This window comes from Maribacter sp. (assembly GCF_016744255.1).
Taxonomy (GTDB): domain Bacteria; phylum Bacteroidota; class Bacteroidia; order Flavobacteriales; family Flavobacteriaceae; genus Maribacter_B.
In genome coordinates, this window is the sequence record NZ_JADGES010000036.1 from 1 (window position 1) to 25,542 (window position 25,542).

Below are 25,542 nucleotides of genomic sequence, written 5' to 3' on the forward strand. Positions count from 1 at the left end.
GGGAAATAAGGAATTATACACGCAAGTAATAACAGTAAAGCGATTAATACAGTAATAAAATAAACCAGCTTTTTAAATATGGATAATTTTTTCACTATTTAATTATCTTTTCCTGCTTGAAATAAAAAATCTTTCTCATCTTGAGATAGGCTCTCATAACCAGATTTACTTATTTTATCCAAAATATTATCCACTTTTTTTTGCCTGGCATCCTTATCATAAGTCTCTTTGGAATGCTTTTTTTCTTCTTTATTTCTATATACCGTTTTTAAAGGAGCCTTCTTTTCTTTCCCTCTAAAGATATTTGTAATAGAGTCTATTAACCTCCCAAAGCCAGAACCAATATCTATTCCATTAAGAAGTTGCCTTGCATAAAAGTAACCCAATGCAGCTCCGCCTAAATGCGCTAAATGCCCTCCTATATTACCACTATTTGGAATTTGTATTAAATCCATGAGAACCACAAAAGCCCCTATATACCATAGTTTAACATTAAAAACAAACAAACGAATTTCTTGTGTTGGCACATAAGAACACACAAAAATTAACACTGCCGTAACACCCGCAGAAGCTCCTATAAGAGCTGTATTTGCATGAATCAAAGTTGGAAAAACATTATAGCTTAATAAGAATACTAAACCCCCAGCAATAATCCCCAAAAAGTAAACATTAAGAAAACGTTTAGTACCGAAAATGTTTAGAAAAATGCGTCCAGCAAAATAAAGGATTAACATATTACGAAAAATATGACCGAACCCTGCATGGAAAAAGGAGTAACTAATTATAGACCAGGGCTGTTTTATAAAACTAAAAAAATCCTTGGGCAACTCGAACCAAGACAGCACACTAAAGCCAAAAAGACTTTTAAATAACCCCTCTAAAATAAAGATTATAACGTTTATTGCAATTAGTTTTTCCGCGATAGATAATCTTGCGAATTGATATTTTAAATTTCCTTGTGTCATAAACTAATTCCAACGATTACCATTAAATTGGTTCTTTTTCCAATACCACATCATTATAAAACCGAATAATGCACCACCAACGTGAGCAAAATGGGCAATACCGCCTCCCATTAAAGAAAAACCAGTTACACCTGAAAACAAATCTAACCCAATTAAAACTGGAATAAAATACTTTGCTTTTACAGGTACCGGTATAAACATTAAGAAAAGTTCACTATTAGGGTAAGACATTCCAAAAGCAACTAACACCCCATAGATGGCACCCGAAGCTCCTACAGCTGGGGTATGATAAGCTCCGAGAAAGTTATCAATTGTACTTTTACCTGCAATGTTGTACCAATCTGTATTATACTGTCCATTTGCGACAATTTTTAGTATATCGGCCTCTGCAATTCCAGAATTAACAAGAGCATCTAAGCCTTGTGAAAAATAAAAATAATTAACTCCCGTATGAATAAGAGCCGCACCTAGACCCGCAGAAAAATAGAAGAATATAAATTTATTCCTACCCCACATTTTTTCTAATGGCGTACCAAAAGCCCATAAGGCGTACATATTAAAACCAACATGCATTAATCCTCCATGCATAAACATATGAGAAACCAACTGCCATAGTTGAAAATTTTCATTTTTGGGGAACCATAAAGAAAACCACTGATACATTTGATCTCCGTACAACTCCGTTGCCACAAAAAACAATATGTTTATTATAAGCAAGTGTTTAATAGCATCTGTTAATCTAGCCATTTATATAAATTTTTTATCGATATCATTCTCCGTTATCGTAATATACGTTGGTTTATTAAACGGACTTAAACCTGGTTCCTTACAAGCAAACAAATCATTAACCAAAGCCAATTGCGAAGCATTATCTAAAACGGCTCCTGTTTTTACAGATAGGGTTTTAGATAGGGTTTTAGACAGAATATCCGTTTGCGAAAAACTATCGCCTACAATTTCCATTTGGTAGTCCGATATGAGCTGCTCTAATACCATCCCTACTTCACTTTCTGTTACCTGCAAAGGTACACCTGTTATTTCTACTTTATCATCATTTAAAGCATTAAAAGCAAATCCTATAGTAGTTAACTGCCCTTGAATTTCTTTTAAAATTGTAACATCTGCTGTAGAAAAAGATAAAGAAAGAGGGAATAATAGTTGTTGACTTACAGCTTCTTGTATGGTTATATTTTTTAAAAACTTCTCATACAAAACCCGTTGATGTGCTCTGCTCTGATCTATAACGACCATACCCGATTTTATAGTAGTAACTATATACTTTCTTCGAAGCTGAAAGGTGGTTGTAGCAGATTCTTCTTCTACATTCTCGTCCTTAAAAATAGAGCCTGTAATTACCTCGGATTCAAACTCTATACTAGCAAAGGGATTACCATCTTCCTTTTCGCTTCCCAAACCTTCGTATAAATTTTCCCAACCTTTGGTACTTGGCTTAGAAAAATTAGAATACCCCTTAGCTCCTCCACTGTTACCTTGAGGTTTTGATGTACTTTCTGCAAATGGATTAAAGGTAGCATCTACTGCTACTTTTGGTAATTCTACTTCCTTATCTTTAAAAGAATATGGTGTATTTAAATTAGGATCCTGATCAAAATCTATAGCTGGGACAACACTAAATTGACCAAGACTATGCTTTATAGTAGATCTTAGTAAGGCATAAAGTGTATGCTCATCATCAAACTTTACTTCTGTTTTTGTTGGATGTATATTTATATCAATAGTTCCTGGATCTACCTCTAAACACAGAAAATACCCTGGATAGGTATTTGGTCGAATTAAACCTTCGAAAGCAGCAACTACGGCATGATGCAAATAAGGGCTTTTTATAAATCTATCATTCACAAAGAAAAACTGTTCTCCTCTACTCTTTTTAGCAAACTCTGGCTTATTTACAAAACCTGAAATTTTAACCACTTGCGTTTCTTCTTCTACTGGTACTAGCTTTGGATTTGTTTTACCTCCAAAAATCTGAACAATACGTTTTCTATAATTTACCGCAGGCAAATTAAAAAGTTCACTCCCATTATTATAATAGTGAAACGCAATACCAGGGTGTGCTAATGCTACTCTATGGAATTCGTCTGTAATATGACGTAATTCTACATGATTAGATTTTAAAAAATTTCTTCGAGCAGGGATATTAAAAAATAAATTTTTAACCAACATAGAGGTTCCCTTAGGCGTAACCATAACTTCTTGCGAAATTATTTTACTCCCTTCTATTTTTATTTGGGTTCCTACTTCATCGCTCTCCATTTTTGTTTGTAACTCTACATGAGCAATGGCAGCAATAGAAGCAAGTGCTTCTCCTCGAAATCCTTTAGTATTTAAATTAAAAAGGTCTTCTGCCTTCTGAATTTTAGAAGTTGCGTGGCGCTCAAAACTTAAGCGAGCATCGGTAGGGCTCATGCCCTTTCCATTATCTACAACCTGAATAAGATTTTTACCGCCGTCCTTAACAATAAGTTTTATAGTACTTGCTCCTGCATCAATAGCATTTTCTAGTAATTCTTTAACCACAGAAGCTGGACGCTGAACCACCTCTCCTGCAGCAATTTGATTTGCTACATGGTCTGGCAAAAGTTTTATAATATCTGCCATGTTACCTTATAAAAATAGATAAATCAAAATCTATAATGAAGAGAAATAGTAGTACCAAAACTACCAGTATAATTATCATTCTTTTCCTAAGGTCGCGATCTCCTTCTTTACGCATGTCTTCTAGGGCATTTCCAATTTTCCCCTTAAGACCTCTTGTTCTACCAACGGTACTTCTATATTTATCGAACTTGTGTTCAATTTCATACGGATTTCCTTCTCCTTTATCGTCATAAAAACGCGGAGAATATCCAAATTTCTTATTCTTACTTAATTTCGTGATTTTGCTCAGCATACCCATTGTATCAAAGTTACTCAAAATCAAAAAATATGCCGTAATAGGAATACTAAAATTTGTTAACAGTTATAAAGTTTTCTGCATTTGGACAAAAAAAGAGCTGCTAATTAGAAAACATTTAGCCTAAAATAGCCATTTTTATAGCAGCTATCGCTGCCTCTGCTCCTTTATTACCATGTTTTCCTCCACTACGATCAACAGCTTGCTGCATCGTATTATCGGTAAGAACACAAAAAATAACAGGTGTATCTGTTTGCACATTTAAATCTTTAATTCCCTGAGCGGTAGCGCTACACACAAAATCGAAATGTTTAGTCTCTCCTTGTATAACACTTCCTATAGCAATAACGGCATCTACTTTTTGCGTCGCAATCATTTTTCTACAACCATAAGTAAGCTCAAAACTACCAGGAACATCCCATTTAATTATGTTACTCTCTATTGCCCCGCAATCTAGCAGTGTCTCTATTGCTCCAGAATAAAGTCCTTCTGTGATTTCTGAATTCCATTCAGAAACAACAATCCCAAACCGAAGTTCCTTCGCGTTTGGGATTGTAGACTTATCGTAAGCCGATAAATTTTTATTTACTGTTGCCATTATTTTGAGCTTTTGGCCATTCCTATAAAAGCATCTATACTACGCGCTTCATCAGAACCAGAAAAATCATCTTTAATTCTTTGAAAGAATTTTAACGCTTTACCCTTTTCTTTTAATTCTAAAGCAGTAACCCCTGCTTTATATAAAAACTTTGGAGTTGTGTACTCATTTCCGCTATGTGCTATAGCACTTTCATAATACCCTAAAGCATCCTCTGCCTGTCCTAATTGTACAAAAGCATCTCCTAACCCTCCTTTTGCTAAGGCTCCTAAGATAGCATCATCCGAAGAAAAATCTTCTAAATGACTAATAGCTTCTTGATATCTCTGCATGTTCATATAAGACATACCTGCAGAGTAATTTGCCAAGTTAGCAGCTTTTGTACCACTATACTCTTCTATAATATTTAAAAACCCGTATTTACCATCTGCTCCATTCAAAGCCAAAGTAAACAAAGAATCTTTTGCCGTTGTACTTACTAAAGCTTGATCAAAATGTTGTTGCGGGTAATACATTTCATTAGCCGCATCTGCTTCCTTAGGATTTTGTACAAATTGCATATACCCTAAATAACCTAGAACAACTACAGCTATTACACCAATAACACCCAATATGTAATTTTGATTATTAGAAACCCATTCTTCACTTTTAGAAGCACTTTCGTCTAATGTATTAAACACCTCCGCAGTTGTGCTTTCTTGCTCATCAAACTGTTTCTCTTCTTCTTGATTTTTAGGTTTAAATCCTCGCTTTTTGTATGTTGCCATTTTAAATTTTATTGATCGCGCAAAAATAAAGTTTTTATTGAAATTCGAGTGGTTATTTATTCGTTATTTTTCGATAATTTGCACGTTTCTATGAGAATTCAGAATAAAACACCCGAAAAAAAAGAATGCATCTTCATAAATTATCCTTAATTAATTATAAAAATTTCGATTCCGAAAATTTTGAATTTGACACTAAAACCAACTGTTTTGTAGGCCATAATGGGGTTGGAAAAACGAATGTTTTAGATGCTATTTATCATCTGGCTTTTGGCAAAAGTTATTTTAACCCTGTAACTTCCCAGAATATTAAGCATGGGGAAGATTTCTTTGTAGTGGATGGTTTCTTTTTAAAAAATGACAAAGAAGAGCATATTGTTAGTAGTTTAAAAAAAGGAGCAAAAAAAATCATTAAAAGAAACGGAAAAGCTTATGATCGTTTCTCGGACCATATTGGATTGCTACCCTTAGTTATTATCTCTCCATACGACAGAGACTTAATTTCAGAAGGCAGCGATACTCGAAGAAAATTTATAGATGGCGTAATATCGCAATCGGACAAGGAATATTTGCTTTCTTTAATTAAGTACAACAAAGTACTTTCCCAAAGAAACTCCTTATTAAAATACTTTGCGGTTAACCATACTTTTGATGCCACAAATTTAGCTGTCTACAATGAACAATTAAACGAATACGGCTCTATAATTTTTAAAAAAAGGCAACAATTTTTAGAAGCTTTTATTCCCATTTTTCAAGAGCAATACGCATCTATCACTAATAATATAGAAGAAGTAAGCATTTCTTTTGAAAGTAAACTAAAAGACAACACCCTATTGCAGCTGTTAGAAAATATAGTAGACAAAGACAGAGCCTTACAATATACAAGTGTAGGGACACACAAGGACGATTTAAGTTTTAAAATTAACGACTACCCTGTTAAGAAGTTTGGAAGTCAAGGGCAACAAAAATCTTTTTTAATTGCTTTAAAATTTGCCCAATTTCATTTTATAAAAATGCAATCTAAAACTACTCCTATATTAGTTTTAGATGATATTTTTGATAAATTAGATGAAAACAGGGTATCGCACATTATAAGCCTTGTAGATAATGAAAGTTTTGGTCAAATTTTCATAAGCGATACGCATGCAGAGCGTACCGAAAACTTAGTAAAAAACATACATCAATCTTACAAAATATTTAAACTCTAAAATGTTACGAATACTAACCATTTCTTTATCAATTCTATTCTTTGGTTGTACCACAAAGGTTACCGAAGAAGATTTAACTAACCTTAATGGATATTGGGAGATAAAATCTGTCACCTTTAAAAGTGGCAATACTAAAGAATATAATATTAGCACCACTTTAGATTATCTTAAAGTGAAAGGTTTAGGTGGCTATAGAAAAAAAGTGCAACCTAAATTTAATGGCACCTATGACACATCTAACGATGCGGAGATATTTACATTATCTAAAACAAACGCTTCTTTTATTTTTAATTACAAAACAGACTTAAGCGCTTGGAAAGAAGAGTTACTAACACTAAGTAAGGATGAGTTTTCAGTAAAAAACCATCAAGAAAAGATATACACCTACCAAAGATACACACCAATAAACAGTACAAAATAATGGCAAAACGTAAATTTGGAAACCTAATTTTAAATGATGCCCTTAAGGAGTTTATAAAAGAAAACAAACTACAAGGAGGAATGGACAAAGTAAATGTGCGTGAAGCCTGGGCTAACTTAATGGGAAATGGTGTAAACAATTACACTACTGCTGTAGAATTACGAAAAGACATTTTATATGTTTCTCTTTCCTCTTCTGTACTAAGAAACGAATTAATGCAGGGGAAGTCTAAAATTGTAACTATGCTTAATGAAGAACTAGGCAAAGAGTTAGTTCAGAAAATTGTTTTGAGATAAAAAAAGCCACTTGTTGTAAACAAGTGGCTTTTTACATTTAAGATAACTCTTAGTATATTTCTCTTCCAGAAAAATGAAAAGAACCTTCTATAGCTGCATTCTCATCACTATCCGAACCATGTACTGCATTTTCACCGATACTAGTCGCAAACATTTTACGAATAGTTCCTTCCGCTGCTTCCGCTGGGTTAGTAGCACCAATTAAAGCTCTAAAGTCTTCCACTGCATTTTCTTTCTCTAAAATTGCAGCAACAATAGGACCTCTTGTCATGAATTCTACCAATTCTCCAAAAAATGGACGCTCGTTATGCACTGCATAAAACGCTTCAGCATCTCTTTTGCTTAATTGTGTATATTTCAAAGCAACAATTTTAAATCCAGCAGCTGAAATTTTTTCTAATATCCCACCAATATGCCCGTTTTCAACAGCATCTGGCTTAATCATTGTAAAAGTTCTATTTGTTGTCATTTCTTTAAATTTTGCGCAAAAATACGTTTTTCCTTACAATGCACAAATATTAGTACCATTGTTCTGTTTTTTCTAATATTTTACCTTCATCACCTCGTATCTGAAACTGCACTTTTTTATGTTGAAAATCAAAATACAAAACACCAAAGCTCTCCGTAAAAACTACATTTTCAACACGGTATGCATTTTCTTCCCCTATATATTCTTCATAAGCGTGTGTTAATCCACTAGAAGTAAAATCAATCAAAGGGTACTCTAAATTTTCTACCGTAGTTTTTGAAAATTCCGAAATATGGCGATCTCCAGAAAGTAAAATTACCCCTTTGGCTTTTGAATTTATGATTACCTCTTTTAGTTTATCTACTTCATGAGGAAAATTACCCCAACATTCAAATCCATGCTGATTAGACAATACTTGAATACTACTAAGAATAATATTAAAATCTGCTTTGGAGTTTTTTAATTCCTCTTGTAACCACAACCATTGATTTTCTCCAAGAATGGTACCTTCTCCATACACATTTGGTTTATACTTTTTTTCTGTTTCTGTATCTTTAGTCAATCCCGTTCTAAAATACCTGGTATCCAAAACAATTACATTCACCTCTCCTTGAGGTTCCTTATATAAATGCGATGTATAAACGCCTTCTCTTTTTCGCCTAGGACTATCTTTAGACACATTCATAAAGTCTAAAAACTCCCGTTGACTTTCTTTTTTTGCTGAAAAATTTACTCCTCCGTCATTTAAACCATAATCATGATCATCCCAAGTACCTATTACTGGCGCATTCTCTTTCAGCAAAACATAAGCTGGCACATTATTCTGTGCATCATACATTTTATGAAGTTTATTCATATCCTCTGTATCTGCATAAACAATATCTCCTCCCCATGCCCATACATTTGGGTGTAATTTTAAAACGTCATCCCATAATTTATTAGGCATTGTAGTTTTATTGCAAGAACCAAAAGCCATTACAAAATCAGCATTTACTTCCTCTAAAGCAATTTTATCTACTTTTACATTCTGTGCTTTATTTTCTTTAGCTTTACAAGCAAGAACCAACACAACAGCAACCCATACTACAATATTTTTTTTCATATCATTTTAATTAATCTTGTGTAAAATTAGTATTTTCTAATTTACCCCTATGTTATAAAATTGTATATTCGCCGTCATGAATTTAAAGGATATTAATGCGCTTAAAGCGTTACTTTCAACACCTCAAAAAATTGTAATTGTTCCTCATAAAAACCCTGATGGAGATGCTATTGGCTCTACTTTAGGAGTGTGTCATTATTTACAAAATTCTGGACATAAAGCGACTATTGTTTCTCCTAATGATTATCCAACATTTTTAAAATGGATGCCGGGGAATGAGGCTATTTTGAATTTTGAAAAAGAAAATTACCAAGCGAAAGATCGTATAAAAGAAGCTACGGTAGTGTTCACCCTAGATTTTAATCACTTAGGTAGAATAGGGCAAATGCAAACTATTTTAGAAAAATCTAATGCCACATTCGTTATGGTAGATCATCACCAAGCGCCATCAGACTACGCTTCGATTATGTATTCCGATGTTAGCATGAGTTCTACCTGTGAAATGGTATACAACCTAATAGAATATTTAGGAGGTATTGACCAAATTAATGCTGATATTGCCAATTGTCTGTATACAGGAATAATGACAGACACAGGCTCCTTTAAATTCGCTACTACTACTAGTAGAACACATGAGGTTGTCGCTGATTTAATTAGAAAAGGAGCAAAAAACACACAAATACATCATAACATATATGACTCTAATAGACCTAGTAGGTTACATTTATTAGGTTGTGCGCTAAAAAATATGGTTATACTAAAAGAGTATAATACCGTATACATTACCCTTAGCCAAGACGAATTAGACACATTTAAGTACCAAAAAGGAGATACCGAAGGTTTTGTTAACTACGGATTAACTTTGGAAGGTATTAGGTTTGCTGTTATTTTTATAGAAAACAAAGAAGAAGGAATTTTAAAAATATCCTTACGTTCTGTTGGTGATTTCTCTGTAAATGAATTTTCTAGAAAGCATTTTCATGGTGGTGGTCATGACAATGCTGCTGGCGGAAAAAGTGATGATTCTATAGAAGAAACAACAGCATACTTTATAGGTTTATTAGAAAATTACAAAGACCAACTTACTGCATGAAAAAGTTTACAATAATTCTATTAGGTATAATTCTTGCCAATTGCAAAGGACCAGAGCCAAGACGGGCTGTTAAGAAAAGTTCTGGAAGTATTATAAAAGAATCTGTAGCTAGGAATAAAAGACTTTTAGATGAAGAAGAAAAACTTTTTCAAAAAATTATAACAAAAGATACTGCGCATACTTATACGCATAGCGATGTTGGCTCATGGTTTTATTACAATGTTAAAGACACCGTAAATAGTTATACTGCTAAACCTAAAGATTTGGTAACTATGACCTATACTATTTTAAGCACTAATAACGACACCATTTACTCTTACAAAGAAATAGACACAATTAAATACAAAGTAGATTTACAAGAATTATTTCCGGGATTACGGCATAGTGTAAAGCTTTTAAAAGAAAATGAGACTGCCACTTTTTTATATCCTTCCTCTTTAGGTTACGGATATCATGGCGATACTAAAAAAATCGGAATTAATATTCCGTTAAAAGTAACCTTATCCATTTTAAAAATAGAAAAAGAAAACAAATAGATTTAAAATTAAAATTATGATTAAAAAAGTATACGCATTTGCTATAATAGCTTTTGCATTAGCTAGTTGTAAATCTGGTAAGCATGCAGATTTAGGGGATGGTATTTTTGCAAATATAGAAACCAATAAAGGAGATATTATTGTAAAATTAGAACAAGAAAAAACCCCTATTACGGTAGCTAATTTTGTTTCTTTAGCAGAAGGGAATAGCCCATTTGTTAGCGAAGAGTTTAAAGGCAAAAAATATTACGATGGCATTATTTTCCATAGAATTATAAAAGACTTTATGATTCAAGGTGGAGACCCTACAGGAACAGGAACAGGAAGTCCTGGTTATAAATTTAAAGATGAATTCAACGATTCCTTAACACATAACAAAAAAGGAATCTTATCTATGGCAAATTCTGGACCTACTACTAATGGTAGCCAGTTTTTTATAACACATAAAGAAACTCCTTTTTTAGATGGAAGACATACTGTTTTTGGTGAAGTAGTTAACGGTCTAGATGTAGTAGACTCCATAGCTAATGTAAAAACTGCTTCCGAAAAGCCTTTAGATAGTATTGTTATGAAAAAGGTAAGCATTATTAGAAATGGCAAAATTGCCAAAAAGTTTGATGCCGTTGAAGTAATGTCCGCATACTTTAAAGAAGAAGAAGAAAAAATTGCTGCTTTCGAAAAAATGAGTAGTGCATTTGCTGCCGAATTAGAAGAAACAAAAGCAAAAGCAAAAGAATTACCAAGTGGGCTAAAAATATATACTATTACAGAAGGAACAGGAGACAAACCAAAACAAGGGCAAAAGGTAAAAGTAATGTATGCTGGGTACTTGGAAAATGGAAATTTATTTGACAGCAACCACGAAGAAATTGCTAAAAAATATAATAAGTACGATGAGAAAAGAAAACAAGGTCGCGGTTATGATGCTATTCCTATGGACTATAGTACAGATGCACCTGTAATTCCAGGATTTAGAGAAGGCCTGTTAAGTATGAAGGTTGGCGATAAAGTTCGCTTATTTATTCCTCCACATTTAGGATATGGAGCTTCTGGAGCTGGTAATGTAATTCCTCCAAATTCAGATTTAGTTTTTGATTTGGAAATTACAGGTTTAGCTAAATAGACCAAAATGAATAAAAAAGGCTCGCAAATTGCGAGCCTTTTTTATTCATTTTATTTCTTAGGACTATCCTTTAGAATTTCTAATACAAATTTCCAATACTTTTGTACAGAAGAAATACTCACTCTTTCATCTGGAGAATGCGCCCCTTTTATCGTAGGCCCAAAACTAATCATATCCATATCTGGATAGTTATTTCCTAAAATACCGCATTCTAGACCTGCATGACAGGCTGCTACATTTGGCTTCTCATTAAAAAGAGTCTCATATTTTGCCTCCAATACTTTTAGAATTCCAGAATCTGGATTAGGGTTCCATCCTGGATATTCTCCTGACAATGAAACTTCCATCCCTGCCATCTCAAAAGTAGCTGTTAATGCATCGGCTAAATCATTTTTTGAAGAATTTACAGAAGAACGTGTTAAACATGCTATTTCCATCTTACCATCTTTAACCTTAACTCTCGCCAAATTATTAGACGTTTCTACCAAACCTGGTATTGCAGCACTCATTCTGTACACTCCATTATGCGCAGCATATATTGTTTTAAAAAGTTTTTCTTGCGAACGTAAACCAACAATTTTTTTTGGTTTTTTAGCAGAAGTAATCTCAACGCTAAGATTAGGCTCCATTACCTTCAACTCTTCTTTAATAATGGTTGCTAAATCTTGTATTTCTTTTTCAAATAAAGCAGTATGTGCCTTATCTACTATTAGTATGGTATAACTTTCTCGTGGTATTGCATTTCGCAAACTACCTCCATTAATCTCAGAAATTCTAATATTTAAATCTTTACTACAGTGATAAAGTATTCTATTCATTATTTTATTAGCGTTTCCAAGACCTCTATGAATATCCATACCACTATGACCTCCTTGTAATCCACTAACAATTATCTTATAAGGCACCACTCCTCTTGGAATAGACTTTTCCCCATACGTACGTTTTGCTGTAACATCTACACCACCAGCACAACCTATTCCGATCTCGTCATCTTCCTCGGTATCTAAATTTAATAGAATCTCCCCCTGAAGAACTCCTCCTTTAAGTCCCATCGCACCAGTCATCCCAGTTTCTTCATCAATGGTAAATAATGCTTCTAATGCAGGGTGAGGAATCTCTTTACTTTCTAATAAAGCCATAATAGTAGCAACTCCTAATCCGTTATCTGCCCCTAGTGTAGTTCCTTTGGCTTTCACCCAATCTCCATCGATAAACATATCTATACCCTGTGTATCAAAATCAAAATTGGTATCATTATTTTTCTGATGTACCATATCTAAATGAGATTGCAATGTCACCATTTTTCTATCTTCCATGCCAGCGGTCGCAGGTTTTCTAACAATAACATTCCCTACTTCATCTTTAAAGGTCTCCAAACCAAGAGACTCTCCAAAAGCAAGCATAAATGCAATAACACGCTCTTCTTTCTTTGATGGTCTTGGTACTGCGTTTAAGTCTGCAAACTTATTCCAAACCGCTACAGGTTCTAAAACTCTTATTTCTTTACTCATTACTTTATTTTTAATACATCAAAAGTACGGATAGATGCACAACCATCCGAGTAAATTAGCTAATTTTGAAAAGGATATAAAATATCAATCCTGTAACATCTATAATTTTAATTTGAAATTAACTCTAAACAGAAGTATTGCTTTATCTCTAATACCACAAATAATTTTTGTGAAATGGATTGGTAGGCATCCCCAAATTGTAGAAAAATATTATAGTAATGGATTGTACCCTCTTCTTTCTTCCTTTTTTAGGACCCTCTTTGGATGGATCCCTTTTTCCATTGGAGATTTAATTTACTTTTTTCTTATCCTACTAGCTATTGGATACATTATTACTAATCGACGATATATTCGTAAGAATCTAAAAACGTTTCTTATTAATTGCGTTATGATTATTTCCATCGCTTATTTTACCTTTCATCTTTTATGGGGGTTTAATTATTACAGAGAACCCATTGCTAATAAATTTAATTTAGAAGAAGAATATACGCAAGAAGAACTTATTTCTTTAGCCAAAAAACTTGTTATTAAAACCAATGCTACACAATTAAAAATAACAAACGACACCTCTATTGCTGTGGTAATACCATATACCAAAAAAGAAATATTCTCTATAACTTTAGACGGATACACGCAATTACAAGAAAAATATCCTTTTTTATCTTACCAAAATCCAAGTATAAAGAAATCTCTTTTCAGTACGGGATTAACATATATGGGTTATGGTGGCTATCTTAATCCGTTTACAAACGAAGCTCAAGTTAATGGCATATTACCAACGTTTAGATTTCCTATCGTAGCTGGTCATGAAATTGGACACCAAATTGGTTATTCCGCAGAAAATGAAACCAATTTTGTTGGTTACCTGGTAACCATGAATAATAAGGATGTTTATTTTAAATACGCTGCATACGCCTACGCTCTAGGTTATTGTTTAAATGACATTCACCAAAGAGACCCCAAAATTTTCAATGCTTTACTAGAAGATTTAAACCCAGGAGTTAGAAAAAATTATCAAGAAATGACAGATTTCTGGCATAGCTACAAAAATCCGTTAGAACCCGTATTTAAATCTATCTTCAGCAACTTCCTCAAAGCCAATAACCAGACCCAAGGAATACAAAGTTACAATGCCGTTGTCTCCTTATTTATAGCTTACCATAAAAAACACACCTTATAAGTGTTAAAAAAATGTAAAAATATTTACTCCTCTTTATAATACTTTATCTTTAAGGGGACTAATAAACTACTCAAAAGTATGAAAATGAAACTTTTAGGACTATGCCTTTTATGGTGTAGTACAACTCTATTTGCCCAAGATTATTTCCCCGAAAATGATGGTGTTAAAGCAACTAATAAAAATTTTACTGCATTTACCAATGCCACAATCTACGTAACTCCTGTTGATGTTATTAAAAACGGAACCCTATTAATCCAAAACGGGAAAGTGGTTAAATCCGGAATCTCTATTACAATTCCTCCAAATTCTGTGGTTATTGATTTAAAAGGAAAATCTATTTACCCTTCTTTTATTGATGTGTACTCCAAATTTGGCGTAGAACAACCTAAAAAAAATGCTTCTGTTGGTAGAGCTGCTCAATATGGCTCCTCTAGAGAAGGTTATTACTGGAATGACCACATTATGCCAGAAAATAATGCGAATACAAAATTTAAGTATGATAATAAAAAAGCAAAAGAACTTATCCATGCAGGGTTTGGAGTTGTAAACTCCCACATTCAAGATGGTATTGTTAGAGGAACAGGTATTTTAGTTGCTTTAAACAATAAAGACGAAGATTCCGAAAGAATTCTAGACCATAAATCTGCTCAATATTTATCTTTCACAAAAAGTATAGCCAAAAAACAAGCATACCCAACTTCCTTAATGGGCTCCCTTGCCTTATTAAGACAAATGTATTCCGATGCTAAATGGTACTCTCAAGGAAAAGCAACAACCAAAGACCATTCTTTGGAAGCTCTTCTAGAAAACAAAACCAAAGTTCAAATATTTGAAGCAAAGGATAAAGACAATGCTCTTAGAGCAGACAAGATTGGCGATGCCAATGGAATTCAATATACCATACTTGGCGGTGGTAATGAATATGAAAATATAGCAGAAATAAAAGCAACAAATGCAAAATTTATTCTTCCTATTAATTTTCCCGATGCATACGATGTATCTAACCCATACGAGGCTAAATATGTTTCTTTACAAGATATGAGAAACTGGAACCAAGCACCTAGTAACCCTAAAATTCTAGCAGAAAATGATGTATTATTCTCGCTAACAACGCATACTTTAAAAAGTCCTTCTCTTTTCAAAAAAAAATTAGAAAAAGCTATAAAACATGGGTTATCTAAAGTAGATGCTTTAAATGCTTTAACCACTGCACCTGCTAAAATATTAGGTAAATCTAGCTCCATTGGTTCTCTGAAAATTGGAAGACAGGCTAATTTTTTAATTACCTCAGGAGATATTTTTGACTCTAATACAACATTATATGAGAACTGGGTACAGGGCCATAAAAATGTAATTAACGATATTGCTATTAATGATATTCGAGGTACTTACGATTTAAATGTAGGTGGATTAACCTATGAATTAAAAATAAAGGGAAAACCTAATAAGCCATCCGCTGAATTAAAGCAAGATACTACCAAGTTTAAAGCTAAAATTAATTATACCAACAACTGGTTGTCTCTTTCTTTTGCTAAAGGAAAAGAAAAAAAACAATATAGAATGATTGGTTTAACCAAAGCCAACTCCAATGTTATAACAGGTAAATTAGTTTTACCTAACGGAACGGAAAATACTTTTAAAGCGATACAAACTGAAGCCTTTAAGGATTCTAAAAAAGAAAATAAAAATACTAAAAGCCCCTCTCTAGTTCCTATTACATTCCCAAATATAGGATACGGCTTTAACACTAAACCACAGAAAGAAAACATCTTATTTAAGAATGCTACGGTTTGGACAGGAGAAGACACTGGTATACTAGAAAATATGGACGTTTTAATAACCGATGGTAAAATTACCAAAATCGGAAAAAATCTTAGTGCCAAAGGTGCAAAAATAGTAGACGCTACAGGAAAACATTTAACTGCTGGTATTATTGACGAGCATACCCATATTGCAGCCGTTGCTATTAATGAAGCTGGACACAATTCTTCCGCAGAAGTAAAAATGGAGGATGTGGTAGATTCTGAAGACATTAACATTTACTATAACTTGGCAGGAGGAGTAACTTCTGTACAATTACTACATGGTTCCGCAAACCCTATTGGAGGACGCTCTGCTATCTTAAAACTAAAATGGGGAGAAACCGCCGACAAATTGATTTACAATAATTCTCCTAAGTTTATAAAATTTGCTTTAGGAGAAAATGTAAAACAATCTAACTGGCAAAGTTTTTCTCGTTTTCCGCAAACTAGAATGGGTGTAGAACAAGTATTCATGAACTATTTTCAAAGAGGAAAAGAATATGATGCTATAAAAAAGAGTGGCCAACCTTATCGTTATGATGAAGAGATGGAAGTTATTGGGGAAATACTAAACGGAGAGCGTTTTATTAGTTGCCATTCTTATGTACAAAGTGAAATTAATATGCTGATGAAAGTCGCAGAAAAATTCAACTTTACAGTAAATACTTTTACTCATATTTTAGAAGGGTATAAGGTTGCCGATAAAATGAAGAAACATGGTGTTGGCGCCTCTACTTTTAGCGATTGGTGGGCCTACAAATACGAAGTAAATGATGCCATACCGTATAACGCTGCAATAATGCAAAGTCAAGGAATAACAGTAGCTATTAACAGTGATGACCCCGAAATGTCTAGAAGACTAAACCAAGAAGCTGGAAAAACAGTGAAATATGGTGGCATGAGTGAATTAGAAGCTTGGAAAATGGTTACTATTAATCCTGCTAAACTATTACACATAGACCATCGTGTTGGCAGTATTAAAGAAGGAAAAGATGCCGATGTAGTATTATGGAACAACAACCCTCTGTCTATATATGCTAAAGCAGAAAGAACTATTATAGAAGGCATTACTTATTTCGATTTAGAAACGGACCAACAGCGTAGAAAAGCAATTCAGAAAGAAAGAAGCTTACTTATCGATTTAATGCTTCAGGAAAAAGCAGGAGGAGCTAAAACGCAAGGACCAAAACAAACTAAAAAAGAGCAACATCATTGTGATAGCCTTTAATACAAACAAAATGAAAAAATATACAACTATAATTTGCGCTTTGTTTTTAAGCTTTGCTTTTACCAGTAATGCACAACAAACGCCAGCACCAAAACAATCCGAAGCTATTTCTATTGAAGGAGCAACTGCTCATTTAGGAAATGGAGAAGTCATAGAAAATTCTTTGGTTATGTTCGAAGGCGGCAAACTTACTTTTGTAGGTTATGCTAATCAAAAAATAGCCAGAAAAGGAACAATAATAGATGCTAAAAACAAGCACCTATACCCAGGTTTCATTGCACCATCTAAAGCCTTAGGGTTAATTGAAGTTAATGCTGTAAGAGCGACTAATGACCAAGACGAAATTGGGGAAATAATACCACACGTACGCAGCTTAATTGCTTATAACTCAGAGTCTAAATTAGTAGAAAGCATGCGCCCCAATGGCGTATTAATAGGACAAATAACTCCAAATGGAGGCCGTATTTCAGGGACATCGTCTATTGTACAATTTGATGCTTGGAATTGGGAAGATGCTGCTATAAAAGTGGATGATGGCATTCATTTAAATTGGCCAACTACCTTTAGAAAAGGACAATGGTGGATAGGAGAGCCAAAAGGGTTTATACCTAATAAAGAGTACCAAAAACAAGTGGACAAAGTCCTTAATTTCATAAGTAATGCAGAGGCTTACGGCAAAAGTTCTGCAAAAGAAATTAACCCTGCCTTTACAGCCTTTCAAGGAGTATTAAATGGCTCTCAGAAATTGTATGTATATGCTAATGGCGAAAAAGAAATTATAGATGCCATTACCAGACTAAAAAAAGAAAAAATAGCGGAACTCGTTTTAGTTGGCGGGTATGAAGCTCACAAAACCGCCTCATTATTAATAAACAATAATGTCCCAGTCCTCGTTCAATTTACACATAATTTACCGTCTTTTGAAGATGATGATTATGATCTTCCTTACAAACTTCCTAAATTACTAGTAGATGCAGGATTACTGGTAGGTATACAAAATGGAGCTGCTTCTAACTTTCAAACTAGAAACTTACCTTTTTATGCTGGTCAAGCTGCAGGTCAAGGTTTAGATAAAGAAGTTGCTCTGCAGTTAATTTCTGGTAACACTGCTAAAATTCTTGGTATTGACAGCATGTATGGAACGATTGAAATAGGAAAAAGTGCTACACTATTTATTTCTTCTGGTGATGCTCTAGACATGAGAACTAATCAATTAAGCCATGCCTTTATTGATGGAAGGAATATTTCATTAGAAACACATCAAACAAAATTATGGAAACGTTACATGAAGAAGTATAACGGAAAATAATGTATCCTTATTTCACACAAAAAAAGCTCTTTAAAATATTTTAAAGAGCTTTTTTTTATACCAATACTTTATAATTTCTATTCTACGGAACCCCAGTTTTCACCAGATTTTATACGGTACAGTTGCATTTCTGAAATACCAAACTGTTTTGCTATCATTTTTAACCTAGTACGTCTATTAGGGTCGTTAATTTTTTTCTTTAGCAATCTTACTTTTGCTTCCGAAAGCTTAGAATATCTTCGCCTTTTTGAGGCTTCCTTATACTCCGGATTACTAAATTGATGTTCTTCTTTTTCTTTTTTAGTAGCCCATTTTAAATTTTCAATACGATTATCTTTCTTATCATAGTTTAGATGAATAACATATAATCCATCATTTTTATCCAAAAAATGTTCCGCTATTAATTTATGAACATACCTACTCGTAAGCTTTTTATTAACTTCTTGTTTTACAGGCAAGTTTTGATATCCATTAATATAAGTGACCTTTACCAGTTTTTCGGTATCGCCTTTACAATTAATGATTCGTCCGTAATTAGAAATTTTGTACTTCTCTTTTTTGGAAATTTTGTCATCGAACACAATGACTTTCCATTTTTCATTTCTAAATATTTTTATCATTCATTTGGGGGGTTAAAATGATAGTTAATGGTGGTTTTTTGTCTTTCTGTTAAACAAGATATAAAATTCTTTGTAATACTGTTACTATTTGAGGTATTCCTTACAAATAGCAAATCTAAATCATATAAAAAACAACAAATAAGATGTTAAATCTTACAAAAACAATTAAAAAAATACATAACAAAAATATAATTTAAAAGTACTCTATTTATTTTTAGGAGAAACTATAATATTTAGAGCTTTACTCTCCAATTTATTTTCTTTATTTGGAAAAATAATTTCTGCAACCTGTATACTTTCTACTGAAATAAAATATGACCCATTAGCTATAGAATACCCATCTACATATACAGGACTATTCTCTTTTAAGCCAAAAAAGGTATTTAGCTCCTTTTGCCCTTTACTCTCTAACGTTATTTTTAATTGAATAAAAAGAACACCTTTTCCCTTGAAATTAGAATATTTTGTCTCTTCTATCTGAATTCCATGCATTATAGAAATCTCTTCAATATAACTCTTATACTTTTCTATTATTTGCTTATTTCCAATAATACTATCGTTAATAAGATAAATAGGTTCGCTATCTATTGCTTCTGAAATTTTATGATAATTATTTTGAGAAAATAATATGTTTCCAAAAAAGAAAATAACAAAAAACACAAATAATATCTTTGTTTTCATTTCTCTCATTTTACTTTTATAAAAGGAACAAGCTCCCCTATTTTATAAACCCCAACTTTTGGTCTTAAACAAATAAATCCATCTGCTTTAGAAAGTGTAGTTAAATCTCCTGAGCCATTTCCGTTTATTAGTTCTACACAAAAGCACCCCTCTTGCAAGAAAGTCTTAACCTGAATAAATCTGGTCAATGGAGATTTTACTTCTATTTCCTCTTGTAGTAAAACCTGTAAATTTTCCTGAGGCAATCTTAAAGATTTCCGTAACCATGGCAAAAAATAAACATGGTAATTAGCAAAAGTAGAAACTGGATTTCCTGGAAAAGAAAATATCACAGTTTTCGTTTTTTCATGTACGCCAAACCAAAAAGGTTTTCCTGGCTTTTGAGCTACACGATGAAATATCTTTTGTACACCTAACTGCTCCATAACCTCTGGAATATAATCGTACTTTCCTTTAGAAACACCTCCGCTTAACAAAAGCACATCATTATGCTCCAGAGTACTATGCAATGCTTTTTTTATCTCTTGTTTATCATCTGCTAAATGTAATTGTTTCGAAAAAATGCCTTCCTTATACAGCGCTACCTCTAAAGAAATGGTGTTCGATTTTCGTATTTGGTGCGGCAATGGTGTCTTTTCTACAGCAACAAGCTCATTCCCTGTAGAAATAACACTTGTTCTAGGCAACCTTTTTACTTTCACTTTTGCCTTCCCCACAGTTGCCAAGATACCGACCTCAGCAGCATCTATTAAAGTTCCTATAGGTAATAAAACCACTCCTTCTCTTTCATCGGTTCCTTTAGCATGAATATTAATGCCTTGTTCTGGTTTTTTCAGAAAAGTAGCTTTACCGTTATTAATTGTAATATGCTCATACATAACAATCGTATCGGTATTCTTAGGCACTACAGCACCAGTCATTACTTCCAAACAATTGGTATAGTCTTTTAATTCTTGTTGTGGCATTCCTGCACTACACACTCCTTCTATTTTTAAAATTTTTCTTCCTTCTAGAACGGATTTGTAATTAATAGCTATACCATCTTTAGTAGAGCGGTTAAAAGGAGGAAAATCCCGGTCTGCACAAATAGTTTCTGCAAGTACTCTTCCTATACTATTTTTTAAAGAAACGGTTTCTGTCCCAAAATCTATGGAATGTTCTATAACCTTAATAAAAGCCTCATCAAATTGTATCATTTTATCTTATTAAGTGTCCTATTTAAAGCCATAAAACCTTTTCTTGCATGTATTTAGAAAAATACTATGTAATTTAAAAAATATATTTAAAAACATAGTAATAATAAATCTAAAACTAAACCATTTTTAGTAACTTTAATACAAACAAAACACTTTTTATGGCAGAAAATTATTTTAAAACCTATCCTAGTAAAGATGGTTTTTTTAAGGAGTATGGCGGAGCATTCATTCCTCCTATGCTCGAAGAGGAAATGAAAAAAATTACGGATGCTTATTACGCTATTAGCAAGTCTCATCGTTTTATATCCGAATTGCGTAGTATTCGCAAACACTACCAAGGTAGACCAACACCTGTTTATTTCTGTAGCCGATTATCCGAAAAATATGGCGGTAGAATATATTTAAAACGAGAAGATTTAAACCATACGGGAGCGCACAAGCTAAACCATTGCATGGGCGAAGCTCTTTTGGCTAAACATCTAGGAAAAAAGAAACTTATCGCTGAAACGGGCGCAGGACAGCATGGTGTTGCCTTAGCAACTGCTGCTGCATATTTTGGGCTAGAATGTGAAATTCATATGGGCGAAGTTGATATGGCTAAAGAACACCCTAATGTTGTTCGCATGAAAATATTAGGTGCTACTGTTATTCCTGTAACACATGGCTTAAAAACCTTAAAAGAAGCGGTAGATTCTGCTTTTGAAGCCTACTTAAAAGACCCTATTAATACTATTTATTGTATTGGCTCTGTAGTTGGTCCACATCCTTTTCCTATGATTGTAAGGGACTTTCAACGTGTTATAGGTATCGAAGCTAAAGAGCAATTTCTAGATATGACAGGAGAGTTACCCGATAATGTTGTAGCCTGTGTAGGAGGAGGTAGTAACGCAATGGGGATTTTCTCTGCTTTTCTAGAACATGAAGAATGTAAATTATATGGTGTAGAACCTGGAGGACGTTCCTTAGACTATGGCGAACATGCTGCCACTATGACCTTAGGGAAACCTGGGGTTATTCATGGTTTTAAATGCTATACTCTACAAGATGAAGATGGGGAACCTAGTGCTGTATATTCTGTTGCTAGTGGTTTAGACTACCCAGGAGTGGGGCCAGAACATAGCATGCTTAAAGATTTAAAAAAAGTTACCTACGAAATAGCTTCGGATAAAGAAACTATTGCTGCTTTTTACGAACTTAGTAGATTAGAAGGTATAATTCCAGCCTTAGAAAGTGCTCATGCTGTTGCTTTTGCTATAAAATTGGCACAAGATAATCCACGATCTTCTATACTTGTTAATTTAAGTGGTAGAGGTGATAAGGATATAGATTTTGTAGTAGACACTTATGGTTTACCAGAATAGATATCTTACAAAAGGTAGTTGTAATAAAAAAACATAACTACCTTTTGTAATTAACTAAAATTAGAAAAAGAGTTCATACTATTCATTCCCCCGTTAACATTAATACATATTACTTTTGGATGTATTGCGTGCACTATTGAAATTGCCTTCTTACTACGTATACCTGATTGACATATAAAATAAACAGGACTATTGACATCCAGTTCTTCTATTCTTTCTTCCATTTCTGGCAATGGAATATTAATTGCACCCGCTAAATATTCTGCTTCAAATTCATTTTCCGTACGAACATCGATAAGCTGTATTTTTTTATCTTCCATTAATTGTTGCAAACCAATTACTTCTATGGATGAGAAATCGACACTACAATCAAAATCATAGCTAGATTGTAACTTCGAAAGAGTATTGTTTTCCTCTATTAAAGAAAATTTTATTTTTTGTGTTCTTTGCGCTAATCCGTCAAAAATCAATAAAGTTCCGGACAGCAAATCTCCGATTCCGGTAATTAATTTCACGGTTTCCAAAGCCTGTAGGTTACCAACTATACCAGGTAAAATTCCTAAAACTCCATTCTCATTACAATTGGGCACCTCATCTTCTTTAGGCATATTAGGAAATAAACACCTATATGTCGGTCCACCGTTTGCGTTAAAAACACTCACCTGCCCTTCAAAACTATGCAAAGCTCCATAAACAAATGGTTTCTTTAATACAACACAAGCGTCATTCACAAGGTATCTTGTTGGGAAATTATCCGAAGCATCTATAACATAATTATAAGGCTTTATAATCTCTAGTGCATTTGTTACATCTAAGAAAGTATCAAAAGTGTTTATTTTTGTCTTAGAATTCTGCGCTCTTAATTTTCTTGCAGCTACTTTTACCTTAGATTCTCCAACATCGCCCTCATCATATAAAACCTGCCTATGTAAATTGGTAATAGAGACTACATCTTTATCTACTATTCCTATTTCACCAACACCCATTGCGTTTAAATAGGTAAGAGCAGGAACGCCTAAGCCTCCTGCGCCAATAACCAATACTTTTGCTTTAGATAATTTTTCTTGGGCAGATGCTCCAAAACCTTTTAACTGTATTTGTCGGCTATACCTTTCCTGACTCATACCTTGGCAATTTTAGCTATTGCTTCTTTATAATCCTCTAAAGAATTAGCATTTAACAAGGCATTCTCCTGAGAAGGAAAAACCAAATCCACATCATTTTTAATTAAAAATTTACGGGGGCAACTACCATTTCCTGCCTCTAAATATGCTATGGATTGCTTTAAAGCTTCTGGCTCCCAAATAGCACATAGTGGTTCTGGTAATGGGTTTTCTTTTAGCGCAAAAGAAGTTGCTAATGGATGTTTATTTGTATTCCTTACCTCTATTAACCTTTTTAAAGAAACAGCATCTATTAGAGGTAAATCGCAGGCTAAAACTAACCATGCAGCTTCTGGATATTTCTTATGAGCAGACAGAAGGCCGTTATATGGGCCTTTAAAGGCATTGTCATCTATTATAGTTTTAAATTCTGATGTTATTTCTGATTCTTGCTCTTTACGAATACTCATAAAAGTATTTTCACAAACAGCACTTAACATCTCGTACAAATATTCTCGTTGTGGTTTACCGTGGTATGCTAACAAGCCTTTATCTTGCCCCATACGGGTGCTCTTTCCGCCTGAAAGAACTAGACCGTATATTTTATCGCTCGAAATCATTTTTTCCTCCTGTTTTTTTCTCTAATTGAATCTCCGATATAACTATTTCTTGAGATAAAGCTTTACACATATCATAAACCGTTAACGCAGCTACAGAAACCCCTGTTAAGGCTTCCATTTCAACACCTGTTTTCTCTGTACACTTTACAGTACAAGTAACCAATAACTCATTAATCCTTGGTACTATATCTATATGTACTTTAGTAAGATTTATTTGATGACAAAGTGGAATTAATTCCGATGTTTTCTTTACTGCCTGTATACCTGCAATAATTGCTGTTTGCAAAATACTCCCTTTCTTCCCTGAAAACTGTTGTTGGGATAACGTTCTAAAAACCGACTCAGGAAATACTACTTTTCCGGAAGCAATAGCCAAACGCGGAGAAATATCTTTATTAGATACATCTACCATAACCGCATTACCAGCTTCATCTATATGTGTTAATTTAGCACTCATTATCCTCCTATTGATGTCATAGAGTTAGAAAAAACATCTTTATACTTTTCTTGGGCTTCAAAACCTGTTTTTGCTCTGTTACCAACAGCTTTTAAAATTTCATTTTGAATCCCAATTTCGGAATTTTCTGCCCGCATAATATCTCGTAAATTAGAACTAGCTTTGGCATATAAACACGTAATTACATCTCCTGTTGCAGAGATACGCAACCTATTACAGCTTCCACAAAAAGTTCTACTAAAGGATGGTATAACCCCAAACGAGCCTTTATATCCTGGAATTTTATAATTTATAGAAGTGGAAGTTTTCTCGGACTCTAATTTATAATAGTTTGGAAAACCTTCTTTTATGTGCTCTAAAATATGCCTATAGTCCCATTTTAGTTTAGAGAACGATTTTGTTCCTCCATTAAAAGGCATTTCTTCTAAAAAACGCACACAAACATTAAAATCTTTTGTTAGTTCTAAAATTGGAATAATATCTTGCGTATTCTGCTCTTCTAATGCTATAAAGTTAATACGAACATTGAAACCTTCTGTTATTAACCTAAGAATATTAGCATGTACTGTTTCATATTCTTTCCGTCTGGTTATACGCTCAAATGTATCTCTGTTAATTGCATCTAAACTAACATTAATGTTTTTTATACCTAAAGCTTTAAGCTCATCAATATAAGGACCAATTACGGTTGCGTTAGTGGTTATAGAAATATCATTTAAGCCTTTTAATTGAGATAGGTGACGCAACAAAACCATTAAATCCTTACGGACAAAAGGTTCCCCTCCTGTTATTCTTATTTTATCAATACCCTGACCAACTAGAATTACACTTAGTTTACGTAGCTCATCTATAGTAAATAAGTTATCGTTTGGCGCAAAATTTATCCCTTCTGAAGGCATACAGTAATTACATCGCAGATTACAACGATCGGTTACTGCTAAACGCAAGTAATTTATGGTTCTATTATGATTATCTACTAGCATAG

The 25,542-nt window shown here is 33.5% G+C and carries 26 protein-coding genes; 10 read left to right on the forward strand and 16 right to left on the reverse strand.

Annotated features, from left to right (window positions below):
* Positions 1-98: 98 nt before the first annotated feature.
* From QZZ51_RS07975 to QZZ51_RS08000, 6 genes are all read right to left on the reverse strand, one after another.
* Positions 99-965 carry a rhomboid family intramembrane serine protease gene (locus QZZ51_RS07975; RefSeq protein WP_291868333.1) on the reverse strand — a complete coding sequence of 289 codons (867 nt, stop codon included), beginning with the start codon at positions 963-965 and terminating at the stop codon, positions 99-101.
* 3 nt (positions 966-968) lie between these two features.
* Positions 969-1,712, reverse strand: coding sequence for a rhomboid family intramembrane serine protease (locus QZZ51_RS07980; RefSeq protein ID WP_291868336.1), 744 nt, complete (start codon positions 1,710-1,712; stop codon positions 969-971).
* Positions 1,713-3,584, reverse strand: a complete 1,872-nt coding sequence (gene mutL / locus QZZ51_RS07985; RefSeq protein ID WP_291868339.1) for a DNA mismatch repair endonuclease MutL — start codon at positions 3,582-3,584, stop codon at positions 1,713-1,715.
* 1 nt (position 3,585) lies between these two features.
* Complete coding sequence (locus tag QZZ51_RS07990) at positions 3,586-3,882, reverse strand: riboflavin synthase subunit beta (protein WP_291868424.1); 297 nt, start codon at positions 3,880-3,882, stop codon at positions 3,586-3,588.
* A gap of 115 nt (positions 3,883-3,997) precedes the next feature.
* Positions 3,998-4,477, reverse strand: coding sequence for a 6,7-dimethyl-8-ribityllumazine synthase (gene ribH / locus QZZ51_RS07995; RefSeq protein ID WP_291868341.1), 480 nt, complete (start codon positions 4,475-4,477; stop codon positions 3,998-4,000).
* Positions 4,477-5,244, reverse strand: a complete 768-nt coding sequence (locus QZZ51_RS08000) for a tetratricopeptide repeat protein (protein WP_291868343.1) — start codon at positions 5,242-5,244, stop codon at positions 4,477-4,479. Before QZZ51_RS08000 ends, ribH begins: the two co-directional genes overlap by 1 nt.
* A gap of 125 nt (positions 5,245-5,369) precedes the next feature.
* On the opposite strand from QZZ51_RS08000, the gene recF reads away from it, so the two are divergent.
* From recF to QZZ51_RS08015, 3 genes are read left to right on the forward strand one after another with little or no spacing between them, the layout of a single operon-like run.
* Complete coding sequence (gene recF / locus QZZ51_RS08005; RefSeq protein ID WP_291868346.1) at positions 5,370-6,449, forward strand: DNA replication and repair protein RecF; 1,080 nt, start codon at positions 5,370-5,372, stop codon at positions 6,447-6,449.
* 1 nt (position 6,450) lies between these two features.
* Positions 6,451-6,870 carry a hypothetical protein gene (locus tag QZZ51_RS08010; RefSeq protein ID WP_291868347.1) on the forward strand — a complete coding sequence of 140 codons (420 nt, stop codon included), beginning with the start codon at positions 6,451-6,453 and terminating at the stop codon, positions 6,868-6,870.
* The gene (locus QZZ51_RS08015; RefSeq protein ID WP_291868351.1) at positions 6,870-7,166 is read left to right on the forward strand and encodes a DUF721 domain-containing protein; all 297 of its coding nucleotides are present in this window, start codon (positions 6,870-6,872) and stop codon (positions 7,164-7,166) included. Before QZZ51_RS08010 ends, QZZ51_RS08015 begins: the two co-directional genes overlap by 1 nt.
* A 49-nt stretch (positions 7,167-7,215) precedes the next feature.
* Here QZZ51_RS08015 and QZZ51_RS08020 read toward each other — a convergent pair whose 3' ends face one another.
* Positions 7,216-7,635 (reverse strand): nucleoside-diphosphate kinase, encoded by a 420-nt coding sequence (locus QZZ51_RS08020; RefSeq protein ID WP_291868354.1) that lies wholly within the window; start codon positions 7,633-7,635, stop codon positions 7,216-7,218.
* A 49-nt stretch (positions 7,636-7,684) separates the two neighbouring features.
* Positions 7,685-8,737 carry an alkaline phosphatase D family protein gene (locus QZZ51_RS08025; protein WP_291868357.1) on the reverse strand — a complete coding sequence of 351 codons (1,053 nt, stop codon included), beginning with the start codon at positions 8,735-8,737 and terminating at the stop codon, positions 7,685-7,687.
* Positions 8,738-8,813: 76 nt separating this feature from the next.
* Between QZZ51_RS08025 and QZZ51_RS08030 the strand changes: the two genes are divergently transcribed.
* The 3 genes from QZZ51_RS08030 to QZZ51_RS08040 are packed head-to-tail and all read left to right on the forward strand — an operon-like array spanning position 8,814 to position 11,489.
* Positions 8,814-9,830, forward strand: coding sequence for a bifunctional oligoribonuclease/PAP phosphatase NrnA (locus QZZ51_RS08030; RefSeq protein WP_291868361.1), 1,017 nt, complete (start codon positions 8,814-8,816; stop codon positions 9,828-9,830).
* Positions 9,827-10,366: a gliding motility-associated peptidyl-prolyl isomerase GldI gene (gene gldI / locus QZZ51_RS08035; protein ID WP_291868364.1), complete on the forward strand. Its 540-nt coding sequence runs from the start codon at positions 9,827-9,829 to the stop codon at positions 10,364-10,366. Before QZZ51_RS08030 ends, gldI begins: the two co-directional genes overlap by 4 nt.
* A 19-nt stretch (positions 10,367-10,385) precedes the next feature.
* On the forward strand, positions 10,386-11,489 hold the full coding sequence (locus tag QZZ51_RS08040) for a peptidylprolyl isomerase (RefSeq protein WP_291868427.1): 1,104 nt from the start codon (positions 10,386-10,388) through the stop codon (positions 11,487-11,489).
* A 50-nt stretch (positions 11,490-11,539) separates the two neighbouring features.
* Here the strand turns inward: QZZ51_RS08040 and QZZ51_RS08045 are convergent, their stop codons facing one another.
* Complete coding sequence (locus QZZ51_RS08045) at positions 11,540-13,000, reverse strand: aminoacyl-histidine dipeptidase (protein WP_291868366.1); 1,461 nt, start codon at positions 12,998-13,000, stop codon at positions 11,540-11,542.
* 34 nt (positions 13,001-13,034) lie between these two features.
* On the opposite strand from QZZ51_RS08045, the gene QZZ51_RS08050 reads away from it, so the two are divergent.
* From QZZ51_RS08050 to QZZ51_RS08060, 3 genes are all read left to right on the forward strand, one after another.
* Complete coding sequence (locus QZZ51_RS08050; RefSeq protein WP_291868368.1) at positions 13,035-14,180, forward strand: DUF3810 domain-containing protein; 1,146 nt, start codon at positions 13,035-13,037, stop codon at positions 14,178-14,180.
* A 78-nt stretch (positions 14,181-14,258) separates the two neighbouring features.
* Positions 14,259-17,210 carry an amidohydrolase family protein gene (locus QZZ51_RS08055; RefSeq protein ID WP_291868370.1) on the forward strand — a complete coding sequence of 984 codons (2,952 nt, stop codon included), beginning with the start codon at positions 14,259-14,261 and terminating at the stop codon, positions 17,208-17,210.
* 10 nt (positions 17,211-17,220) lie between these two features.
* Positions 17,221-18,519 (forward strand): amidohydrolase, encoded by a 1,299-nt coding sequence (locus QZZ51_RS08060; protein ID WP_291868372.1) that lies wholly within the window; start codon positions 17,221-17,223, stop codon positions 18,517-18,519.
* A 77-nt stretch (positions 18,520-18,596) separates the two neighbouring features.
* Here QZZ51_RS08060 and QZZ51_RS08065 read toward each other — a convergent pair whose 3' ends face one another.
* The 3 genes from QZZ51_RS08065 to QZZ51_RS08075 all read right to left on the reverse strand — a co-directional run bounded on the left by QZZ51_RS08065 (position 18,597) and on the right by QZZ51_RS08075 (position 21,016).
* Positions 18,597-19,139 (reverse strand): HNH endonuclease, encoded by a 543-nt coding sequence (locus QZZ51_RS08065; protein WP_291868374.1) that lies wholly within the window; start codon positions 19,137-19,139, stop codon positions 18,597-18,599.
* Positions 19,140-19,343: 204 nt separating this feature from the next.
* Positions 19,344-19,820, reverse strand: coding sequence for a hypothetical protein (locus QZZ51_RS08070; protein ID WP_291868376.1), 477 nt, complete (start codon positions 19,818-19,820; stop codon positions 19,344-19,346).
* A 5-nt stretch (positions 19,821-19,825) separates the two neighbouring features.
* Positions 19,826-21,016 carry a molybdopterin molybdotransferase MoeA gene (locus QZZ51_RS08075; protein WP_291868381.1) on the reverse strand — a complete coding sequence of 397 codons (1,191 nt, stop codon included), beginning with the start codon at positions 21,014-21,016 and terminating at the stop codon, positions 19,826-19,828.
* 158 nt (positions 21,017-21,174) lie between these two features.
* On the opposite strand from QZZ51_RS08075, the gene trpB reads away from it, so the two are divergent.
* On the forward strand, positions 21,175-22,377 hold the full coding sequence (gene trpB / locus QZZ51_RS08080) for a tryptophan synthase subunit beta (protein WP_291868384.1): 1,203 nt from the start codon (positions 21,175-21,177) through the stop codon (positions 22,375-22,377).
* Between the two features lie 50 nt (positions 22,378-22,427).
* Here trpB and QZZ51_RS08085 read toward each other — a convergent pair whose 3' ends face one another.
* The 4 genes from QZZ51_RS08085 to moaA are packed head-to-tail and all read right to left on the reverse strand — an operon-like array spanning position 22,428 to position 25,540.
* Entirely contained in the window at positions 22,428-23,501 is a 1,074-nt protein-coding gene (locus tag QZZ51_RS08085) for a HesA/MoeB/ThiF family protein (RefSeq protein WP_291868386.1), read from the reverse strand.
* Positions 23,498-24,100, reverse strand: coding sequence for a molybdenum cofactor guanylyltransferase (locus tag QZZ51_RS08090; protein WP_291868389.1), 603 nt, complete (start codon positions 24,098-24,100; stop codon positions 23,498-23,500). The genes QZZ51_RS08085 and QZZ51_RS08090 overlap by 4 nt, the downstream gene beginning before the upstream one ends.
* Positions 24,084-24,557 carry a cyclic pyranopterin monophosphate synthase MoaC gene (gene moaC / locus QZZ51_RS08095; RefSeq protein WP_291868392.1) on the reverse strand — a complete coding sequence of 158 codons (474 nt, stop codon included), beginning with the start codon at positions 24,555-24,557 and terminating at the stop codon, positions 24,084-24,086. The genes QZZ51_RS08090 and moaC overlap by 17 nt, the downstream gene beginning before the upstream one ends.
* Positions 24,557-25,540 (reverse strand): GTP 3',8-cyclase MoaA, encoded by a 984-nt coding sequence (gene moaA / locus QZZ51_RS08100; protein WP_291868395.1) that lies wholly within the window; start codon positions 25,538-25,540, stop codon positions 24,557-24,559. The genes moaC and moaA overlap by 1 nt, the downstream gene beginning before the upstream one ends.
* Between the last annotated feature and the right edge of the window lie 2 nt (positions 25,541-25,542).

Coding starts and splice junctions, on each gene's coding strand:
- QZZ51_RS07975 (WP_291868333.1), bottom strand. CDS start 965: ATGACACAAGGAAATTTAAAATATCAATTCGCAAGATTATCTATCGCG.
- QZZ51_RS07980 (WP_291868336.1), bottom strand. CDS start 1,712: ATGGCTAGATTAACAGATGCTATTAAACACTTGCTTATAATAAACATA.
- mutL (WP_291868339.1), bottom strand. CDS start 3,584: ATGGCAGATATTATAAAACTTTTGCCAGACCATGTAGCAAATCAAATT.
- QZZ51_RS07990 (WP_291868424.1), bottom strand. CDS start 3,882: ATGGGTATGCTGAGCAAAATCACGAAATTAAGTAAGAATAAGAAATTT.
- ribH (WP_291868341.1), bottom strand. CDS start 4,477: ATGGCAACAGTAAATAAAAATTTATCGGCTTACGATAAGTCTACAATC.
- QZZ51_RS08000 (WP_291868343.1), bottom strand. CDS start 5,244: ATGGCAACATACAAAAAGCGAGGATTTAAACCTAAAAATCAAGAAGAA.
- recF (WP_291868346.1), top strand. CDS start 5,370: ATGCATCTTCATAAATTATCCTTAATTAATTATAAAAATTTCGATTCC.
- QZZ51_RS08010 (WP_291868347.1), top strand. CDS start 6,451: ATGTTACGAATACTAACCATTTCTTTATCAATTCTATTCTTTGGTTGT.
- QZZ51_RS08015 (WP_291868351.1), top strand. CDS start 6,870: ATGGCAAAACGTAAATTTGGAAACCTAATTTTAAATGATGCCCTTAAG.
- QZZ51_RS08020 (WP_291868354.1), bottom strand. CDS start 7,635: ATGACAACAAATAGAACTTTTACAATGATTAAGCCAGATGCTGTTGAA.
- QZZ51_RS08025 (WP_291868357.1), bottom strand. CDS start 8,737: ATGAAAAAAAATATTGTAGTATGGGTTGCTGTTGTGTTGGTTCTTGCT.
- QZZ51_RS08030 (WP_291868361.1), top strand. CDS start 8,814: ATGAATTTAAAGGATATTAATGCGCTTAAAGCGTTACTTTCAACACCT.
- gldI (WP_291868364.1), top strand. CDS start 9,827: ATGAAAAAGTTTACAATAATTCTATTAGGTATAATTCTTGCCAATTGC.
- QZZ51_RS08045 (WP_291868366.1), bottom strand. CDS start 13,000: ATGAGTAAAGAAATAAGAGTTTTAGAACCTGTAGCGGTTTGGAATAAG.
- QZZ51_RS08050 (WP_291868368.1), top strand. CDS start 13,035: ATGCACAACCATCCGAGTAAATTAGCTAATTTTGAAAAGGATATAAAA.
- QZZ51_RS08055 (WP_291868370.1), top strand. CDS start 14,259: ATGAAAATGAAACTTTTAGGACTATGCCTTTTATGGTGTAGTACAACT.
- QZZ51_RS08060 (WP_291868372.1), top strand. CDS start 17,221: ATGAAAAAATATACAACTATAATTTGCGCTTTGTTTTTAAGCTTTGCT.
- QZZ51_RS08065 (WP_291868374.1), bottom strand. CDS start 19,139: ATGATAAAAATATTTAGAAATGAAAAATGGAAAGTCATTGTGTTCGAT.
- QZZ51_RS08070 (WP_291868376.1), bottom strand. CDS start 19,820: ATGAAAACAAAGATATTATTTGTGTTTTTTGTTATTTTCTTTTTTGGA.
- QZZ51_RS08075 (WP_291868381.1), bottom strand. CDS start 21,016: ATGATACAATTTGATGAGGCTTTTATTAAGGTTATAGAACATTCCATA.
- trpB (WP_291868384.1), top strand. CDS start 21,175: ATGGCAGAAAATTATTTTAAAACCTATCCTAGTAAAGATGGTTTTTTT.
- QZZ51_RS08085 (WP_291868386.1), bottom strand. CDS start 23,501: ATGAGTCAGGAAAGGTATAGCCGACAAATACAGTTAAAAGGTTTTGGA.
- QZZ51_RS08090 (WP_291868389.1), bottom strand. CDS start 24,100: ATGATTTCGAGCGATAAAATATACGGTCTAGTTCTTTCAGGCGGAAAG.
- moaC (WP_291868392.1), bottom strand. CDS start 24,557: ATGAGTGCTAAATTAACACATATAGATGAAGCTGGTAATGCGGTTATG.
- moaA (WP_291868395.1), bottom strand. CDS start 25,540: ATGCTAGTAGATAATCATAATAGAACCATAAATTACTTGCGTTTAGCA.